Genomic DNA, 15,691 nt, shown 5'->3' on the forward strand with positions numbered 1-15,691 from the left:
GTCCGCGACACCTCGCGCGCCGGCCGCTATCACAACCGTCGATTCCTGGCGATCGCCGAGGAGATGGGCCTCGACCACGCGGAGGAACCGCATCCCAGCAGCGGCTTCTCGCTGGTCGCGCTCAGCCCGGAGGCGAAGCGCCGGTACCGCCCCACGATCGAGAGACTCAACCGCGCCCTCAGGGCGCACACGGTCGCCACGGCCTCCGACACCAAGCGCTCCTTCCGCGGACCTGCCGCCCGGCACGGCTCATCGGGCGGCGGTGTGCGGGTCAAGGCGGTCTGCGACTGCGGTCGCAATGTGCGGGTGGTGCCATCGGTCCTCGCCCAGGCCCCCATTGTGTGCGGCGGCTGCGGCAAGCCGTTCCGTATCCCCGAACCGGTCGCCGCGGCGAGCTGACCCCCGTGACCGGCCGCCTGACGGGGGCGGTGCGGGTTCTGGGGGAAGGCACGCCTCCGGCGTGTGGCACAATGGCTAGCTGTACTCGACGGCCGCACAGGACCCCTCTCTCCTCCGGCTGACGCGTCCATCGGGCACTCCGAGTACCGCAACCCCACGTGGCATCCCGTTGTGCCCAACCACGTCAAGACCAGGAGACACCACTTCCGTGGCAGTCAAGATCAAGCTGAAGCGTCTGGGCAAGGTCCGCGCGCCTCACTACCGCATCGTCATCGCCGACTCCCGTACCCGCCGTGACGGCCGGACCATCGAGGAGATCGGCCTGTACCACCCGGTGCAGAACCCCTCCCGCATCGAGGTCGACTCCGAGCGCGCGCAGTACTGGCTGTCCGTCGGCGCCCAGCCGACCGAGCCCGTGCTCGCGATCCTCAAGCTCACCGGCGACTGGCAGAAGCACAAGGGCCTCCCGGCCCCGCCGCCGCTGCTGGTGGCCGAGCCGAAGGCGGACAAGCGCGCCGCGTTCGACGAGTTCGCCAAGGCCCTTGAGGGTGGCGAGCCCAAGGGCGAGGCCATCACCCCGAAGGCCAAGAAGGCCGACAAGAAGTCGGACGAGGCGGCCGACACCACCGCGTCCGCCGCCGAGTCGACCGAGGCCTGAGCATGCTCGAGGAGGCTCTTGAGCACCTCGTGAAGGGAATCGTCGACAACCCGGACGATGTGCAGGTCGCTTCCCGCAACCTGCGTCGCGGGCGTGTGCTGGAGGTCCGGGTCCACCCCGACGACCTCGGCAAGGTGATCGGCCGCAATGGCCGCACCGCGCGCGCCCTGCGCACCGTCGTGGGCGCCATCGGCGGCCGTGGCATCCGCGTCGACCTTGTCGACGTGGACCAGGTCCGCTGAACAGTTGGACACCGGCTCGGGGCGGGGAGGGCCATCCGGCCGTCCCCGGCCCGTAGTCGTCTGAGCCGTTCGAGCCGTTCGAGCCGATCAAGCCGTTCGAGCCGATCAAGCCGTTGAACCAGGCTGGGCCCGGCTGTATGAGCCCGTATGAACCCGTATGAACTCTGCGAGCCCGGCGAGTTCCCCGAGCCTGCTGAGCCCTGTGACAGGAGAGAGTGCGAAGTGCAGTTGGTAGTCGCCCGGATCGGCCGTGCGCACGGTGTCAAGGGCGAGGTGTCCGTCGAGGTGCGTACGGACGAGCCGGAGCTGCGGCTCGCCCCCGGGGCCGTACTGTCCACCGATCCGGCCGCCGCCGGACCGCTGACGATCGAGACCGGCCGGGTGCACAGCGGCCGGCTGCTGCTGCGCTTCGAGGGCGTACGGGACCGCAATACCGCCGAGACCCTGCGCAATATCCTGCTGATCGCGGACGTGGACCCGGCGGCGGTACCCGACGACCCCGACGAGTACTACGACCACCAGCTCATCGACCTCGATGTGGTCACCGCCGATGGCGTGGAGGTCGGGCGGATCGCCGAGGTCTCCCATCTGCCGTCGCAGGATCTGTTCATCGTCGAGCGGCCGGACGGGAGCGAGGTGATGATTCCGTTCGTCACGGAGATCGTCACCGGGATCGATCTGGAGGAGCAGCGGGTTGTGATCGACCCGCCGCCCGGGCTGATCGACGACCGCGCCGAGATCGCTTCCGGCCGTGACGCCGAGGACGGTGCCGAGGACGGTGCCGAGGAGGAGAGCGAGACCGGGTCCGGGGACGCGACCGAGTCCGGGAACGCCAGCGCGACCGAGTCCCGGACGGAGTCCGAGCCGGGGACCGAGTCCGGGACCGGCACCGAGTCCGGGACCGGGAACGAGACCGCGAGCGAGACCGGGGGCACGGAAACGGGCACGGTCCGGGGCGAAGGCGGCGGCTGATGCGGCTCGATGTCGTCACGATCTTCCCCGAGTACCTGGAACCGCTGAACGTCTCACTCGTCGGCAAGGCACGCGCGCGTGCCCTGCTCGACGTCCGGGTGCACGATCTGCGCGAGTGGACCCACGACCGCCACAACACGGTCGACGACACCCCCTACGGCGGCGGCCCGGGCATGGTCATGAAGCCCGAGCCCTGGGGCGAGGCACTCGACGACGTCCTCGCGAGCGGCTACGAGACCGGTGCCCACGGCCCCGCCCTGGTCGTCCCCACCCCCAGCGGTCGCCCCTTCACCCAGAGCGTCGCCGTGGAACTGTCCGAGCGCCCCTGGCTGATTTTCGCCCCGGCCCGCTACGAGGGCATCGACCGCCGTGTCATCGATGAGTACGCCACCCGGATACCCGTCTACGAGGTGTCCATCGGCGACTACGTACTCGCCGGCGGCGAGGCCCCGGTCCTGGTGATCACCGAGGCCGTCGCCCGGCTGCTGCCCGGGGTGCTCGGCAATGCCGAGTCCCATCGGGACGACTCCTTCGCCCCGGGCGCGATGGCGAATCTGCTGGAGGGGCCCGTCTACACCAAGCCGCCCGAGTGGCGTGGCCGGGCCATCCCGGAGGTGCTGACCAGCGGGCACCACGGGAAGATCGCGCGCAGGCGCCGGGACGAGGCGCTGCGGCGTACGGCCCTGACCCGGCCCGATCTGATCGAGCGCTGCGACCCCGGCGACTTCGACAGGAAGGACCGGGAGATCCTCTCGATTCTGGGCTGGGCCCCCGAGCCCGGAGGCCGATTTTGGCGCAGGCCGCAGGCCGTGGAAGAATAGGCCGCTGCCGTCCGTCCGGCGTGCGCCCCTGCCACAGGGGGATACGACGCCCGCTTCGACGCAGCGGCCCCTGAACCTCATCCTCTCCCGCTGATGACCTGTGGCATCGGCGAAGAAAGCAGCCGAACATGACGCACCTGCTCGACGCCGTGAACTCCGCCTCGCTGCGGTCCGACCTCCCGGCCTTCCGCCCCGGTGACACCGTGAACGTCCACGTTCGCGTCATCGAGGGCAACCGCTCCCGTATCCAGCAGTTCAAGGGTGTCGTCATCCGCCGCCAGGGCGCGGGCGTCAGCGAGACCTTCACGGTCCGCAAGGTCTCCTTCTCCGTCGGCGTCGAGCGGACCTTCCCGGTCCACAGCCCGATCTTCGAGAAGATCGAGCTGGTCACGCGCGGCGACGTCCGCCGCGCCAAGCTCTACTACCTCCGTGACCTGCGCGGCAAGGCCGCGAAGATCAAGGAGAAGCGCGACAACTGACCCGGGGGTCCATGGCGTGGCCGGATAAGCTTCGGCCTCGTATGGACACCGAGTCGCAACACACCGAGCGCGGTCGCTCTTCCGTTCCCGACAGCGGGGATACGGGGGAGGGGCCGCGCTCGGTGTGTTCGCCCGCCACCGGGGCGGGGGAGGCACGCCCCGGGCGGCTCGCGGGTCTGTCCTGGCGCAGAGCCGCGCTCATCGGGGTCGCGATCGCCACCCTGGTGCTGCTCTTCAGCCGCTTTGTGATCCAGCCCTTCCAGATTCCCAGCGGTTCGATGGAGCCCACCCTGCGCAGTGGGGACCGGGTGCTGGTGAACAAGCTGGCGTACCGTTTCGGTTCGGAGCCCGAGCGCGGCGACCTGATCGTCTTCGACGGCACGGGCTCCTTCGTACGGGAGGATGCGGATACGGGGGAGAACTCCGTCGGTGCCGCGGTGCGCGGGGTGTTCGCCGCGCTGGGGCTCATGAAGCCGGACGAGACGGACTTCGTGAAGCGTGTCGTGGGCGTGGGCGGTGACCGTGTGGTCTGTTGTGACAAGGGGGGCGGCGTCACGGTGAACGGGGAACCGGTCGACGAGACCTATCTGCATCCCGACGACGTCCCGTCAGAAGTCCCCTTCGACATCGTCGTCCCGGCGGGCACCCTGTGGGTCATGGGGGACCACCGGAGCAATTCGCGTGACTCCCGTGATCACCTCGGGGATCCCGGCGGCGGCATGGTGCCCGTGGACAAGGTCGTCGGGCGGGCGGACTGGATCGGCTGGCCGGCGGGCCGCTGGACCTCGCTGGAGCGATCCGACGCGTTCGCCCGGGTACCGGACCCGACCGCGGACGGGCGTCGCCCCGCGCCGGCGCCCGCCTCAGGGGCCGCTGTGCCGGAGGCTCCCTCCCGGGTGCCGGACCCGCCACGGACGCCGGAAGGTGCCCATGGGTAGGCGCGGACGCCCTAAGGGGCAACGGCCCGACACCAGGCTGCCCACCGGAACCAGGCCGACGGACGGCTCCGGCTCGGCTTCCGCCAGGCCGCTGCCCGGGCGGGCGGAACGGCGCAGACTGGCCAAGAAGATCAAACGCAGGCGGCGAAGGTCCGCCATCAAGGAGATACCTCTCCTCATCATCGTGGCGACACTGATCGCCCTGGTCCTCAAGACCTTCCTGGTGCAGGCGTTCGTGATCCCGTCGGGCTCCATGGAGCAGACGATCCGGATCCAGGACCGGGTGCTGGTGGACAAGCTCACCCCCTGGTTCGGCTCCAAACCCAAGCGTGGCGACGTGGTGGTCTTCAAGGACCCGGGCGGCTGGCTCCAGGAGGAGAACAAGGGGCCGAAGAAGAAGGACCCGATCGGTATCAAACAGATCAAACAGGGTCTGACCTTCATCGGACTGCTGCCGTCGGACGACGAACAGGATCTGATCAAGCGGGTCGTCGCGGTCGGCGGGGACACCGTCAAGTGCTGCGACAAGGACGGTCGTGTCACCGTCAACGGCGTACCGCTCATCGAGCCGTATCTGAATCCCGGAAACGTTCCCTCAGCGCTGAAGTTCGAGGTCGACGTCCCACAGGGGCGGATTTTCGTCATGGGGGACCACCGGGCCAACTCGGCCGATTCGCGCTTCCACCTCGATGAGAAGGACCGGGGTACGGTCTCCGAGGACGAGGTCGTCGGGCGCGCTGTGGTGATCGCCTGGCCGGTCGGTCACTGGCGCAGGCTGGAGGAGCCGGACACATACGCGTCGGTCCCGAACGCACGTGCCGGGGCGACGGTCGCACCACGGGCGTCGAATAGTGTGTTCCCCCAGGATCGCAACGGATTGGTCCTGCTCCCGGGCCCTGCGGAACTCCCGCTCGTTATGGGAGTGGTAGGTCTGCTTCTTCTTCGGGGCAGGCGATTCGCACGGAGTGAGGAGTGGATGTGGGGGATGTGGCCGTCGGCGCACGATCCGGACACGAGCAGCCGGAAGACAGGCCGGGGACGCAGGCCGAATCACCCGCGCCCGTGACGGGCGATCCGGGGGGGCCGCCCCCGGAGGACGGGCAGCACCCCGAACCGCCCGACACGGCCTCCGACGGCGGCGGTGCGGCGCGCAGAAAGCAGCGGTCCTTCTGGAAGGAGCTGCCGCTGCTGATCGGTATCGCGCTGATTCTCGCGCTGCTCATCAAGACCTTCCTGGTGCAGGCGTTCTCCATCCCCTCGGACTCGATGCAGAACACGTTGCAGCGGGGCGACCGGGTGCTGGTGGACAAGCTCACCCCCTGGTTCGGCTCGGAGCCCGAGCGCGGTGAGGTCGTGGTCTTCCATGACCCGGGCGGCTGGCTGGAGGGCGAGCCCACCCCCGATCCGAATGTGGTGCAGAAGTTCCTCAGCTTTATCGGGCTGATGCCGTCGGCCGAGGAGAAGGACCTGATCAAGCGGACGATCGCGGTCGCCGGGGACACGGTGGAGTGCAAGAAGGGCGGCCCGGTCAAGGTCAACGGCAAGGCGCTGGACGAGCCGTACGTCATGCCCGGCAACACCCCCTGCGACGACCAGCCCTTCGGCCCCTTCACGGTTCCCGAGGACCGCATCTGGGTGATGGGCGACCACCGGCAGAATTCGCGGGACTCCCGCTACCACATGAAGGACGAGAACCGCGGCTTTGTCCCGGTGGACAAGGTCGTCGGCCGCGCCGTCGTCGTCGCCTGGCCGGTCAACCGCTGGTCGACGCTGCCGGTGCCCTCCACCTACGACCAGTCGGGCATCGACAAGGCTGCCGCGGTCGCCACCTCGGCCGCACCGCTGGCGATGGGTGCCGTGGGCGCGCTGCCCATCGTGCTGTGGCGCAGGAAGCGGCTGACCGCCGGGGATACCGCCCGGTAGGGTGCCGTCCCAGATCCCGGATCATGGTTACCGAGGGCGGGGAGCGCTGGGATGGGAACTGGACGTACGGACGACCGCCGCGGGCGGCTCGGTGGCGCGCTGTCGGGCGTGGCCGTGGCCGTCGGCTGTGTGCTCTTCCTCGGAGGGTTCGTATGGGGCGCCGTGGAGTACCGGCCGTACACCGTGCCCACCGACTCGATGGCCCCGACCGTGGATGTCGGGGACCGGGTGCTGGCGCAGCGGATCGACGGCGACCAGGTGCGCCGCGGGGATGTCGTGGTCTTCCGCGACACCGACTGGGGCGATCTGCCGATGGTCAAGCGCGTCGTGGGGGTGGGAGGCGACACGATCGCCTGCTGTGGTGCGGGCGGGAAGCTGACCGTCAACGGCCGGGCGATCGAAGAACCGTATCTGCACGCTCCGGGGCCCGCCTCGCCGGACAGCTTCACCGCGACCGTGCCCAAGGGGCAGCTCTTCCTCCTCGGCGATGAGCGGATGGGCTCGCTGGACTCCCGCGAGCACCTCCAGGACCCTGGACAGGGGTCGGTGGCGCGCTCGGCGGTGGAAGCGCGGCTGGACGCGGTGGCCTGGCCCCTGAACGGCGGTCTGGTGGACCGGCCGCGCGGATTCGCGGAGCTGCCCGGCGGGATTTCGCCCCTGGGGCCGGTGAAGCTGATCACCGGATCGGTGGTGGCGGGCGCGCTGCTGATCTTCGGCGGGTCGGCGTACGGGCCGCTGGCGCGACGGCTCGCGCGGAACCGGGACGGGAAGCACGATCGGAACACGGACGCGGACACGGACGTGGACGGGAACGGGGACGGGGACGCGAAGGGTGCCCCGGACGCGGACGTGGACCGGAGCGGAGACGCGGACGGGGACGCGGACGGGAAGGTGACGGCGGATGCCGGGTGAGCGGGCGGACGGACCGGCCGGTGGTGGCCGTGCCGGTGGCGCGGCCGGCGCGGCTGCTTCCGGCGGAGAGCCCGCGCCCGGGGTCGGGTCCGGGGGCGGGTCCGGGGTAGGGTCCGGTCCCGATGACCCGGGCGCTCTCGTCGGCTCGGGGGGTTCCGGTGGCCCGGCAGGCTTCGGGGGCGAGCTGCGGAAGGTCGCTCGGGTGGTGCTGCTCGACCCCCATGACCGCATCCTGCTGATGCACGGATACGAGCCGGGCGATCCGGCCGACTCCTGGTGGTTCACGCCGGGCGGTGGTCTGGAGGGCGGCGAGACCCGTGAGGAGGCCGCGCTCCGCGAGCTGGCGGAGGAGACCGGCATCACCGAGGTCGAGCTGGGGCCGGTGCTGTGGCGTCGGAACTGCTCATTCCCCTTCGACGGACGCCGCTGGGAGCAGGACGAGTGGTACTTCCTGGCGCGTACGGCACAGACGGTCACCGGACCCCTCGGCCTGACCGAACTGGAGCGCCGCAGCGTCACGGGTCTGAGGTGGTGGACCTCCGCCGAACTGACGGCGGCCCATGAGACGGTGTACCCGACCAAGCTCGCCGAACTGCTGCGCACGCTGCTCGACGAGGGTCCCCCGAATATGCCAGTGGTCCTGGCCCCGGAAATCGTCTAGGGGCGGGAGGGGCTGGCGCACAATAGGGGGACGTACGGCTGAAGGGGAACTGCCATGAGCGCCGAGGACCTCGAAAAGTACGAGACCGAGATGGAGCTGAAGCTCTACCGGGAGTATCGAGACGTCGTCGGCCTGTTCAAATACGTGATCGAGACCGAGCGCCGCTTCTATCTCACCAACGACTACGAGATGCAGGTCCACTCCGTGCAGGGTGAGGTGTTCTTCGAGGTCTCGATGGCGGACGCCTGGGTGTGGGACATGTACCGGCCGGCCAGATTCGTCAAGCAGGTCCGGGTCCTCACGTTCAAGGACGTGAACATCGAGGAGCTGAACAAGAGCGACCTAGAGCTTCCGGGTGGCTGAGTTATCCACAACGGACGGGTTATCCACCAAGATCCACAGCTGAGGATCTGACGCGTCAGAGTCGGTGCCGGAGGTGGTGCCGATATGAACGCCACGGGGGCACTGGGGCAGTACGGCGAGGAGACGGCGGCGCGGCTGCTGACCGAAGCCGGTATGACGGTTCTCGCGAGGAACTGGCGGTATGGACGCGCCGGGGAGATCGACATCGTCGCCCGGGACGGCGACACGATCGTCGTCTGTGAGGTCAAGACCCGCACTGCGGGTGCGTACGAGCATCCGATGGCCGCGCTCACACCGGCGAAGATCGCCCGGCTGCGGCACCTCGCCGAGTGCTGGCTGGAGCGGCATGGCCCGCCGCCGCCCGGCGGGGTCCGTATCGACCTCGTGGGCATCGTGCTGCCCGGGCGCGGCGCTCCCGTCGTGGAGCATGCCCGGGGGGTGGTGTGATGGGGTTCGCGCGAGCGTGCTCCGTGGCGCTGGTGGGCGTCGAGGGCGTGGTGGTGGAGGTCCAGGCGGACCTTGAGCGGGGCGTGGCCGCGTTCACGCTGGTCGGTCTGCCGGACAAGAGCCTGGTCGAGAGCCGGGACCGGGTCAGGGCCGCGGTGGTGAACTCCGGGGCCGAGTGGCCGCAGATGAAGCTCACCGTGGGGCTCAGCCCGGCGTCCGTGCCCAAGGGCGGCAGCGGTTTCGACCTCGCCGTCGCCTGCGCGGTGCTCGGCGCGTCCGAGCGCATCGACCCGAGGTCCATCGCCGATCTGGTGCTGATCGGCGAGCTGGGTCTTGACGGCAGGGTGCGGCCGGTGCGCGGAGTGCTGCCGGCCGTGCTGGCCGCCGCCGAGGCGGGGTACCGGCAGGTGGTCGTGCCCGAGCAGACCGCCGGGGAAGCGTCGCTGGTCCCGGGGGTTTCGGTGCTCGGGGTGCGGAGCCTGCGCCAGCTCATCGCGGTTCTCACCGACGAGCCGGTCCCGGCGGAGGAGCGGATTCCGGAGGGCCGCCCCGACCCCATGCTGGCCGGTCTGCTGGTGCCGGGTGCGGGAGCGGGGACCGGTCTGGCGATGGCTCCCGCGGACTGTCCCGATCTGGCCGATGTCGCGGGGCAGCACAGGGCCCGCCGCGCGCTGGAGGTCGCCGCGGCGGGTGGCCATCATCTGATGTTCCACGGACCGCCGGGAGCGGGGAAGACCATGCTGGCGGAGCGCCTGCCCGGGGTGCTGCCGCCGCTGACCCGGCGGGAGTCCCTGGAGGTCACCGCCGTGCATTCGGTCGCGGGCATCCTGCCGCCCGGCGAGCCCCTGGTGCGCACGCCGCCGTACTGCGCACCCCACCACTCCGCGACGATGCCCTCGCTCGTCGGCGGGGGGAACGGTCTGCCGAAACCGGGAGCGGTCTCGCTGGCCCATCGCGGGGTGCTCTTTCTCGACGAGACCCCCGAGTTCGCGACCAAGGCGCTGGACGCCCTGCGCCAGCCGCTGGAGTCGGGGCATGTGGTGGTGGCCCGCAGTGGGGGAGTGGTCCGGCTGCCCGCCCGCTTTCTCCTGGTCCTCGCGGCCAACCCCTGCCCCTGCGGCCGGCACACCCTGCACGGCGCGGGATGCGAGTGCCCGCCGTCGGTGATCCGGCGGTATCAGGCCCGGCTGTCCGGCCCGCTGCTCGACCGGGTGGATCTACGCGTGCAGGTGGAGCCGGTCAACCGCAGTGATCTGCTGGGCCAGGGCGGCCGGGGCGAGTCGACAGCGACGGTCGCCGCCCGGGTGCTGGAAGCGAGGTGCCGCGCCGCGGCCAGGCTCCGGGACACCCCGTGGACCGTGAACAGCGAGGTGCCGGGCCATGAGCTGCGCACCCGCTGGCCGGTCGGCCCCGGCGCCCTGTGCGCGGCCGAGCGGGACATGGAGCGCGGGCTCCTGACCGCCCGAGGTCTCGACCGGGTCCTGCGGGTCGCCTGGAGCATCGCCGATCTGGCGGGCCGGGACTGCCCCCGGGCCGATGACGTCGACCTGGCCCTGGAGCTGCGCACGGGGGTCTCGCGCGGAGCACCGCTGCCCGCGGGGGGAGGCAGCCGATGAGCGGCGGGGGTACGGGACGCCCAACCGGCCGGATGGTGGGCGCCGGCCCCGCCCGGGACGCGGTCCGGAGCCCATGGACGGACACCGGCCGGTATCGGTACGAGCAGACGGGCTCCGGCCGGGCGAGCGGGCCCCCGGACCGGAGAGCGGCCCCGGACCACCCGCCGCAGGGCCCACCACCGGGCGCGGACCCGCCACTGGGGGCCCACCCACCACCGCGCCCTGGCCCGCCCCCGCCTCCGCCCCCGCGTCCGGGCGACGGGCCGGGCGGGAGTCCGGGCCCGGTGCCGCAGGCGGGCCCGGCGGACCGCCCCGTGGCCGCTGGGGTGATGAGCAAGGCGGGCCGACCCGGTGCCGTTGGTGCCGCTGGGGCGACGGGCGCTGGGGTGATGAGCAAGGCGGGCCGACCCGGTGCCGTTGGTGCCGCTGGGGCGACGGGCGCTGGGGCGATGGGCGCGGCGGACCGACCCGGTGCGGTCGGTGGCGACGGTGCCATCGGGGCGATGGGCCCGGCGGATGCGGAGCGGCTGGCCAGGGCAGCGCTCACGCGTGTGATCGAGCCCGGGGACGAGCGGGGCGGGCAGTGGCTCCGGGAGTTCGGGGCCCGGGGGCTGGTGGAGCGGCTCAGCGCCCCGGAGAGCGTTGCCGACGCACTCCCCGGCGCCACGGCCCGGCGGCTCGCGGCCTGGCGGGCCCGGATGGCCGCCGCCGACCCGTACCGCGATCTGGACGCCGTGGCCGCGGTCGGGGGCCGGTTCGTCTGCCCGGGTGACGCGGAGTGGCCGACCCAGCTCGACGACCTCGGCGACGCCCGGCCCATCGGGCTGTGGGTCAGAGGCCGGCCGGATCTGCGGAAGTGGGCCGTGCGGTCCGTCGCCGTCGTCGGAGCCCGGGCCTGCACACCGTACGGGGCGCATATGGCGTCCGCTCTCGGCACGGGGCTCGCCGAGCGCGGCTGGGTCGTGGTGTCCGGGGCGGCCTTCGGCATCGACGGGGCGGCCCACCGGGGCGCGCTCGCGGCGGGTGGGGCCACGATCGCGGTGCTCGCGTGCGGAGTCGATGTTGTCTATCCGCGCGGTCACGCCGAGCTGATCGCCAGGATGGTCGAACAGGGACTGGTCATCGGGGAGTTGCCGCCCGGCGACCATCCGACCCCGAGCAGATTCATCCTGCGGAACCGGGTGATCGCCGCGCTCACCCGGGGCACGGTCGTCGTGGAGGCCGAGTACCGCAGCGGCTCGCTGGTGACGGCGCGCGGTGCGCGGAAGCTGGGCCGGCACACCATGGGCGTGCCAGGTCCGGCCACCAGCGGTCTCTCCGCCGGTGTGCACGAACTGCTGCGCGGCGAGGGAGTGCTGGTCACCGACGCCGATGAAATCGCCGAGTTGGTCGGGGACATGGGAGACCTCGCACCGGAGCGCCGGGGGCCCGTACTGCCCCGGGATCTGCTGGACCCCGTCAGCGCGCGGGTCCTGGAGGCCCTGCCGGCCCGAGGCGCCGTGGAAGGCGCCCGAGTGGCGCGGGTAGCGGGGACGACCGCGGACGAGACCCTCGCCAGGCTGTACGAACTGCACGCGCTGGGGTTCGTCGAACGAACTGGCGAAGGATGGCAGTTGACATATCAAGCGATTCGCCGCTCGAACGTGCGGCGAGGCGATTCTTGACCCGGAGCATTCGGGTGAAAGGGTGATGACGGCGACCTTCGCGGGTCTCGTGGGAGACACCCGAGAGGTCGGCACCTGTCAGAGAGCGCCGCACTCCCGGTCTTCGCTCACTGCGACCGCGCAGTCACGCTACGCTCACCATTCCCGGCCCAGACGCACACCCCCCACCCCCTTCACAGCAGAACGGCTCAAGGCAACGCATGCCCCAGCACATCTCCGGGTCTGACCGCGCCGCAGTGCCCCCCGCTGCCCGTGGCTCCGTGCGGCCCCCCGCCCCCTCCTCGCTCGATGAGCTGTGGCGGTCGTACAAGTCCACGGGCGACGAACGGCTGCGGGAGCAGCTGATCCTGCACTACTCCCCGCTGGTGAAGTATGTCGCGGGCCGGGTCAGCGTCGGACTGCCGTCCAATGTGGAGCAGGCGGACTTCGTCTCCTCCGGGGTCTTCGGGCTCATCGATGCCATCGAGAAGTTCGATATCGAGCGGTCCATCAAGTTCGAGACCTACGCCATCACCAGGATCCGGGGCGCGATGATCGACGAGTTGCGCGCGCTGGACTGGATTCCGCGCTCCGTACGGCAGAAGGCCAGGGCCGTGGAGCGCGCCTACGCCACGCTGGAGGCGCAGCTCAGACGCACCCCGTCCGAGGGGGAGGTCGCGTCGGAGATGGGTATCGCGGTGGAGGAACTCCACGCGGTCTTCAGCCAGTTGTCGCTGGCGAACGTTGTCGCGCTCGAAGAACTGCTGCATGTCGGCGGCGAGGGCGGCGACCGCCTCAGTCTGATGGACACCCTGGAGGACACCGCCGCGGACAACCCGGTCGAGGTGGTCGAGGACCGTGAACTGCGGCGCCTGCTCGCCCGCGCGATCAATACCCTCCCCGAGCGCGAGAAGACCGTGGTGACCCTCTACTACTACGAGGGCCTCACCCTCGCCGAGATCGGCGGTGTGCTCGGTGTCACGGAGAGCCGCGTCAGCCAGATCCACACAAAGTCGGTGCTACAGCTGCGGGCGAAGCTCGCCGACGTGGGACGTTGAACGCTGAATCGTCCCTGCCTCTTGCGCGACATCCGTAGAGTGGTGATGTGCCCAGGATTCGAGCGGCCTCCGTGGCCGAGCACCGGACCATGCAGCGCGACGCCCTGCTCGACGCCGCGCGATCCCTCCTGTCCGAGGGCGGGACGGAGGCGCTGACCTTCCCCGCCCTCGCCGAGCGCACCGGCCTGGCCAGGTCGTCCGTATACGAGTACTTCCGCTCGCGGGCGGCCGTGGTCGAGGAGCTGTGCGCCGTCGACTTCCCCGTCTGGGCGGCGGAGGTGGAGGCCGCGATGGCGCGGGCGGAGGGCCCCGACGGCAAGATCGAGGCGTATGTGCGCAGGCAGCTGGACCTCGTGGGAGACCGCAGGCACCGGGCCGTGGTCGCCATCTCCGCGAGCGAGCTGGACGCGGGGGCGCGCGAGAAGATCCGCGCCGCGCACGGCGGACTGATCGCCATGATCGGTGACGCGCTTCGTGAGCTGGGCCATGAGCAGCCCCGGCTCGCGGCGATGCTCCTCCAGGGTGTCGTGGACGCCGCGGTCCGCCGGATCGAACTCGGTGCGGCCGAGGAGCCGGATGTGATCGCCGACGCCGCGGTGTCGATGGCCCTCCGGGGCGTCCGCGCCTGACCCGGGACCGGCCCCACGGCGCTGACCCGCCCCGCCCTGGGCCCCGCGCGGTGACCCTCCCCTGTCCGGGCCTGAGCACCCCGCCCCCAGCCCCGGAACCGTGGCCCCGGCCTGGAGCCGGACCGGCATACGTGCCTGCACCGCACCCGTGCCGGTTCGCCTGGTCCGGGGCCCGCACCCCGGCCGGGACCCGGGCGCCGGGCGCCCCCGGGTCCCGGCCGGGGTCGGCCCGCCCGGCGGGTTTCGCGCGGGCCCGGGAAGACGGCTGGTTCAAGGGGGCGGGTGCCCGTGACCGGGAGGAGCCGGGACGGGGGGCGGTGGCGCAGGCCGGGCGGGAGCAGGGAGAGCGGGTCGAGATACCGCGCACCGCGCAGCAGCCCCCAGTGCAGACATCCGGTGGCGCAGTGCGAAGGGCCGGGCTCGATCCTCCCCACCACCTGGCCCACGTCCACCGCCGCCCCCACACGGACCAGCGCCCGGACCGGTTCGTAAGTGATGCGCAGCGGAGGGTCACCCGTGCCGGTGAGGGCGATCGCGAGCACTCCACGGCCCGCGACCCGGCCCGCGTAGGAGATCCGTCCGGGCGCCGCGGCCCGGACCGCGGTGCCCGGCGGGGCGGCGAGATCCACACCCCGGTGACCAGGCCCGTAGTCGGACGACGGCGGTTCCCAGCCACGCACGACCAGGGGGCGCGGCGGCCCCACCGGCCAGCCGCGGGCGGCGCCGGGAGCGGGCCCGGGGTCCGCCGCCGAGACGGGGCCGCCCGAGGCCGGAACGGCGGTCACCAGGACGAGCAGGACCAGGGCCAGTACGGGAGCGAACACGGAGCGGTACATGCCCCCACCGTCCCGCAGCGGGCCGAACCGAGTGGATCATGCTCCCGATCTGTGCAGTACTGACCGGTTGTGGACAGCGCCGTCACCCGGGGGTGCCCGGGTCCCGTACACTTCTTCTGGCGATCCGGGTCACCGGGTCGACTTCGCACGCCCCGCCACCACTCACCTCTCATGGTCGGTGGCCGCGCTTCTCGGTCCCTTGTGGCACGGCGCGTAGGGGCGTCAGGACATAACCGAGAATCCAAGGAGATACGGCCATGGCCGTCGTCACGATGCGGGAGCTGCTGGAAAGCGGCGTCCACTTCGGTCACCAGACCCGTCGTTGGAACCCGAAGATGAAGCGCTTCATCTTCACGGAGCGCAACGGCATCTACATCATCGACCTGCTCCAGTCGCTGTCGTACATCGACCGCGCCTACGAGTTCGTCAAGGAGACCGTCGCCCACGGCGGCTCCATCATGTTCGTCGGTACCAAGAAGCAGGCCCAGGAGGCGATCGCCGAGCAGGCGACCCGCGTGGGCATGCCGTATGTCAACCAGCGCTGGCTCGGTGGCATGCTGACCAACTTCTCCACCGTCTACAAGCGGCTGCAGCGCCTCAAGGAGCTGGAGCAGATCGACTTCGAGGATGTGGCCGCGTCCGGCCTCACCAAGAAGGAGCTGCTGGTTCTCTCCCGCGAGAAGGCCAAGCTGGAGAAGACCCTCGGCGGTATCCGCGAGATGCAGAAGGTGCCCAGCGCCGTCTGGATCGTCGACACCAAGAAGGAGCACATCGCCGTCGGTGAGGCGCGCAAGCTCCACATCCCGGTCGTCGCGATCCTCGACACCAACTGCGACCCCGACGAGGTCGACTACAAGATCCCCGGCAACGACGACGCGATCCGCTCCGTCACCCTGCTCACCCGCGTGATCGCCGACGCCGTCGCCGAGGGCCTCATCGCCCGTTCCGGCGTCGCCACCGGCGACTCGAAGCCGGGCGACAAGGCCGCCGGCGAGCCGCTGGCCGAGTGGGAGCGCGACCTGCTCGAGGGCGACAAGACCCCCGCCGAGGCCGCCGAGGCCGAGACCCCCGCCGCCAAGGACGAGGTGCAGACC

At 71.3% G+C, this 15,691-nt stretch carries 16 protein-coding genes and 3 pseudogenes; 18 read left to right on the forward strand and 1 reads right to left on the reverse strand.

All coding sequences use genetic code 11. The features are described 5' to 3' along the window. From ACWF94_RS14145 to ACWF94_RS14225, 17 genes and pseudogenes are all read left to right on the forward strand, one after another. A pseudogene (locus ACWF94_RS14145) lies at nucleotides 1-399 on the forward strand (hypothetical protein); the annotation flags it as partial. A 208-nt stretch (nucleotides 400-607) separates the two neighbouring features. Further along, complete coding sequence (rpsP, locus tag ACWF94_RS14150) at nucleotides 608-1,057, forward strand: 30S ribosomal protein S16 (RefSeq protein ID WP_453487617.1); 450 nt, start codon at nucleotides 608-610, stop codon at nucleotides 1,055-1,057. Nucleotides 1,058-1,059: 2 nt separating this feature from the next. Beyond that, a complete protein-coding gene (locus ACWF94_RS14155) occupies nucleotides 1,060-1,299 on the forward strand; it encodes an RNA-binding protein (protein ID WP_005311361.1) in 240 nt (79 codons plus the stop codon). A gap of 222 nt (nucleotides 1,300-1,521) precedes the next feature. Further along, entirely contained in the window at nucleotides 1,522-2,271 is a 750-nt protein-coding gene (rimM, locus tag ACWF94_RS14160; RefSeq protein WP_453487618.1) for a ribosome maturation factor RimM, read from the forward strand. Continuing rightward, on the forward strand, nucleotides 2,271-3,092 hold the full coding sequence (trmD, locus tag ACWF94_RS14165) for a tRNA (guanosine(37)-N1)-methyltransferase TrmD (protein ID WP_453487619.1): 822 nt from the start codon (nucleotides 2,271-2,273) through the stop codon (nucleotides 3,090-3,092). Before rimM ends, trmD begins: the two co-directional genes overlap by 1 nt. Before the next feature lie 128 nt (nucleotides 3,093-3,220). Beyond that, a complete protein-coding gene (gene rplS / locus ACWF94_RS14170; protein WP_453487620.1) occupies nucleotides 3,221-3,571 on the forward strand; it encodes a 50S ribosomal protein L19 in 351 nt (116 codons plus the stop codon). Between the two features lie 41 nt (nucleotides 3,572-3,612). Then, entirely contained in the window at nucleotides 3,613-4,509 is an 897-nt protein-coding gene (gene lepB, locus ACWF94_RS14175; RefSeq protein ID WP_453487621.1) for a signal peptidase I, read from the forward strand. Further along, nucleotides 4,502-5,603: pseudogene (gene lepB, locus ACWF94_RS14180) on the forward strand (signal peptidase I); the annotation flags it as partial. The gene lepB (ACWF94_RS14175) and the pseudogene lepB (ACWF94_RS14180), both read left to right, overlap by 8 nt. Then, nucleotides 5,497-6,432 carry a signal peptidase I gene (gene lepB, locus ACWF94_RS14185; protein WP_453487622.1) on the forward strand — a complete coding sequence of 312 codons (936 nt, stop codon included), beginning with the start codon at nucleotides 5,497-5,499 and terminating at the stop codon, nucleotides 6,430-6,432. The pseudogene lepB (ACWF94_RS14180) and the gene lepB (ACWF94_RS14185), both read left to right, overlap by 107 nt. Before the next feature lie 51 nt (nucleotides 6,433-6,483). Continuing rightward, nucleotides 6,484-7,344 (forward strand): signal peptidase I, encoded by an 861-nt coding sequence (lepB, locus tag ACWF94_RS14190; protein ID WP_453487623.1) that lies wholly within the window; start codon nucleotides 6,484-6,486, stop codon nucleotides 7,342-7,344. Nucleotides 7,345-7,528: 184 nt separating this feature from the next. Beyond that, nucleotides 7,529-8,005, forward strand: a complete 477-nt coding sequence (locus ACWF94_RS14195; RefSeq protein WP_453487629.1) for an NUDIX hydrolase — start codon at nucleotides 7,529-7,531, stop codon at nucleotides 8,003-8,005. 54 nt (nucleotides 8,006-8,059) lie between these two features. Then, entirely contained in the window at nucleotides 8,060-8,368 is a 309-nt protein-coding gene (locus tag ACWF94_RS14200) for a DUF2469 domain-containing protein (protein ID WP_003965949.1), read from the forward strand. An 84-nt stretch (nucleotides 8,369-8,452) separates the two neighbouring features. Further along, nucleotides 8,453-8,815, forward strand: a complete 363-nt coding sequence (locus ACWF94_RS14205) for a YraN family protein (protein WP_453487624.1) — start codon at nucleotides 8,453-8,455, stop codon at nucleotides 8,813-8,815. Next, entirely contained in the window at nucleotides 8,815-10,431 is a 1,617-nt protein-coding gene (locus ACWF94_RS14210) for a YifB family Mg chelatase-like AAA ATPase (RefSeq protein WP_453487625.1), read from the forward strand. The genes ACWF94_RS14205 and ACWF94_RS14210 overlap by 1 nt, the downstream gene beginning before the upstream one ends. A gap of 503 nt (nucleotides 10,432-10,934) precedes the next feature. Beyond that, nucleotides 10,935-12,095, forward strand: a complete 1,161-nt coding sequence (gene dprA / locus ACWF94_RS14215) for a DNA-processing protein DprA (protein WP_453487626.1) — start codon at nucleotides 10,935-10,937, stop codon at nucleotides 12,093-12,095. A 200-nt stretch (nucleotides 12,096-12,295) separates the two neighbouring features. Continuing rightward, on the forward strand, nucleotides 12,296-13,132 hold the full coding sequence (gene whiG, locus ACWF94_RS14220) for an RNA polymerase sigma factor WhiG (protein WP_453487627.1): 837 nt from the start codon (nucleotides 12,296-12,298) through the stop codon (nucleotides 13,130-13,132). Nucleotides 13,133-13,203: 71 nt separating this feature from the next. Beyond that, nucleotides 13,204-13,761, forward strand: coding sequence for a TetR/AcrR family transcriptional regulator (locus ACWF94_RS14225; protein ID WP_453487630.1), 558 nt, complete (start codon nucleotides 13,204-13,206; stop codon nucleotides 13,759-13,761). Nucleotides 13,762-14,168: 407 nt separating this feature from the next. Here the strand turns inward: ACWF94_RS14225 and ACWF94_RS14230 are convergent. Beyond that, nucleotides 14,169-14,597 (reverse strand): annotated as a pseudogene (locus tag ACWF94_RS14230) (peptidoglycan DD-metalloendopeptidase family protein); the annotation flags it as partial. 257 nt (nucleotides 14,598-14,854) lie between these two features. Between ACWF94_RS14230 and rpsB the strand changes: the two are divergent. Further along, nucleotides 14,855-15,691, forward strand: an 837-nt coding sequence (gene rpsB, locus ACWF94_RS14235) for a 30S ribosomal protein S2 (RefSeq protein WP_453487628.1), incomplete at its 3' end; no start/stop codon positions are given.

The organism is Streptomyces sp. NPDC055078, assembly GCF_053607985.1.